Here is a 1332-nt window from a genome sequence, read left to right on the forward strand (position 1 = left end):
ACAATTGAAGGAACTGGAAAGCCACGAATTGATCGGGAAAGTAATTTATCCGGTTGTGCCGCCCAAAGTGGAATATTACCTTACCGATTTCGGGAAAACCCTCATACCGGTTATTGGGGCAATAGGGCAGTGGGGTGATCAGCATGAGCAGCGTTTACGGACACTTATTCTGAAGAACCTAAAGCCTGAGCCTCCGTCACCACTTTAATCAGACAATGATAATTTGACAAATAACTATTTGCTTTTTTCCTCAGAAAAAGCAGCCTGTTTAGTACTGACCGAAACAATACATGTTACAACACGCACTCGCCAAATGGGCAAAGGTTTGGCACGACCTGTTCATAAACTACTTTGTAACATAGTATTTTAAGCACTTCACCACTACAGGTGAAGTGCTTAAAATCGTACCAAGAAAGTGGCTTAACTCATTTCCGGAAAACAGCCTGTCTATTCCATCTGGCCATTAATTTACCGGGATAGCTTTGACGAGATTATATGGCGGCCGCCTATCCGGAAGCCATTCCGGCCTCCAGAGCGGAATATGACTGTATGTTACACCAGACTGCCGGTTTCATCCGGAATAATTCTTTCATTGCACCGCATAAGTTTGGAACACTTGAATTCAGAACGGCTTGTGGGCAGGCAAATTTAACCTCCATCCCGCAACTGGTCATATTGAGGTTAGTGATCTGGAAAGCAGTGAAGCATGGAGCCCGAAGCCATGTAACAGAACCGAAAGACCATTTTTATCGTGTCTGTCTGTATAGCGAAAAGGGGCTGGCATCTGTCGTCCATGACGATATAAACGATCTGTTGCAGCTCCTGACGGGTCTATCTAAAGGCTATTCCCGCCATTTACAGCCCTTGCTGGCCCGGGCAAAATACCGCTGCGAAGAAGCGCAGCAAGGCCACTTGCCGGGCAGGCCGGTGCCTATCCCTGAAGATTTAACAATTTAACAATGCAGAGAAGCGCCTGTACTCCTCCCGGCTGTTTATTTTTGATGTCTCCTCTGTGAAGACGTTTGTTGACACAGACCAGGGGATTAACGCAGTTGTGTGTATACTATGTTTCTACGCAAAGGACGGGTCATGTCCTTTTTTTTGTTTTCAGGCGGTGGCTTCGTCATTGGGTTGTGTCTGTTGCATGCCCGTGCGTTGGCTCAACCGGTTACCGATACTGAACCGAAACGCCCTGCCAATCCCGATTCGCTGTTTAGAGTCCTGAAAAACGGGCTGGATCAGGCTGTTCAACAGGGAAACAGACAGGCTGAAGGAGCTTATCTGCATCAGCTGGGAACGTTTTTTTACCATCAGGGAAATTATGTCAGGGCG

General features: G+C 47.1%; 2 protein-coding genes and 1 pseudogene. All 3 read left to right on the top strand.

Annotated elements, in window-relative coordinates:
* The coding region (locus BLX24_RS30055; RefSeq protein WP_143092905.1) for a winged helix-turn-helix transcriptional regulator at positions 1-208 on the top strand (208 nt) is incomplete at its 5' end.
* A gap of 287 nt (positions 209-495) precedes the next feature.
* Positions 496-957, top strand: coding sequence for a hypothetical protein (locus BLX24_RS30060; RefSeq protein WP_071506876.1), 462 nt, complete (start codon positions 496-498; stop codon positions 955-957).
* 132 nt (positions 958-1089) lie between these two features.
* Positions 1090-1332, top strand: a pseudogene (locus BLX24_RS33525) (hypothetical protein); the annotation flags it as partial.

The organism is Arsenicibacter rosenii (assembly GCF_001870735.1).
Taxonomy (GTDB): domain Bacteria; phylum Bacteroidota; class Bacteroidia; order Cytophagales; family Spirosomataceae; genus Arsenicibacter; species Arsenicibacter rosenii.

Coding starts and splice junctions, on each gene's coding strand:
- BLX24_RS30060 (WP_071506876.1), top strand. CDS start 496: ATGGCGGCCGCCTATCCGGAAGCCATTCCGGCCTCCAGAGCGGAATAT.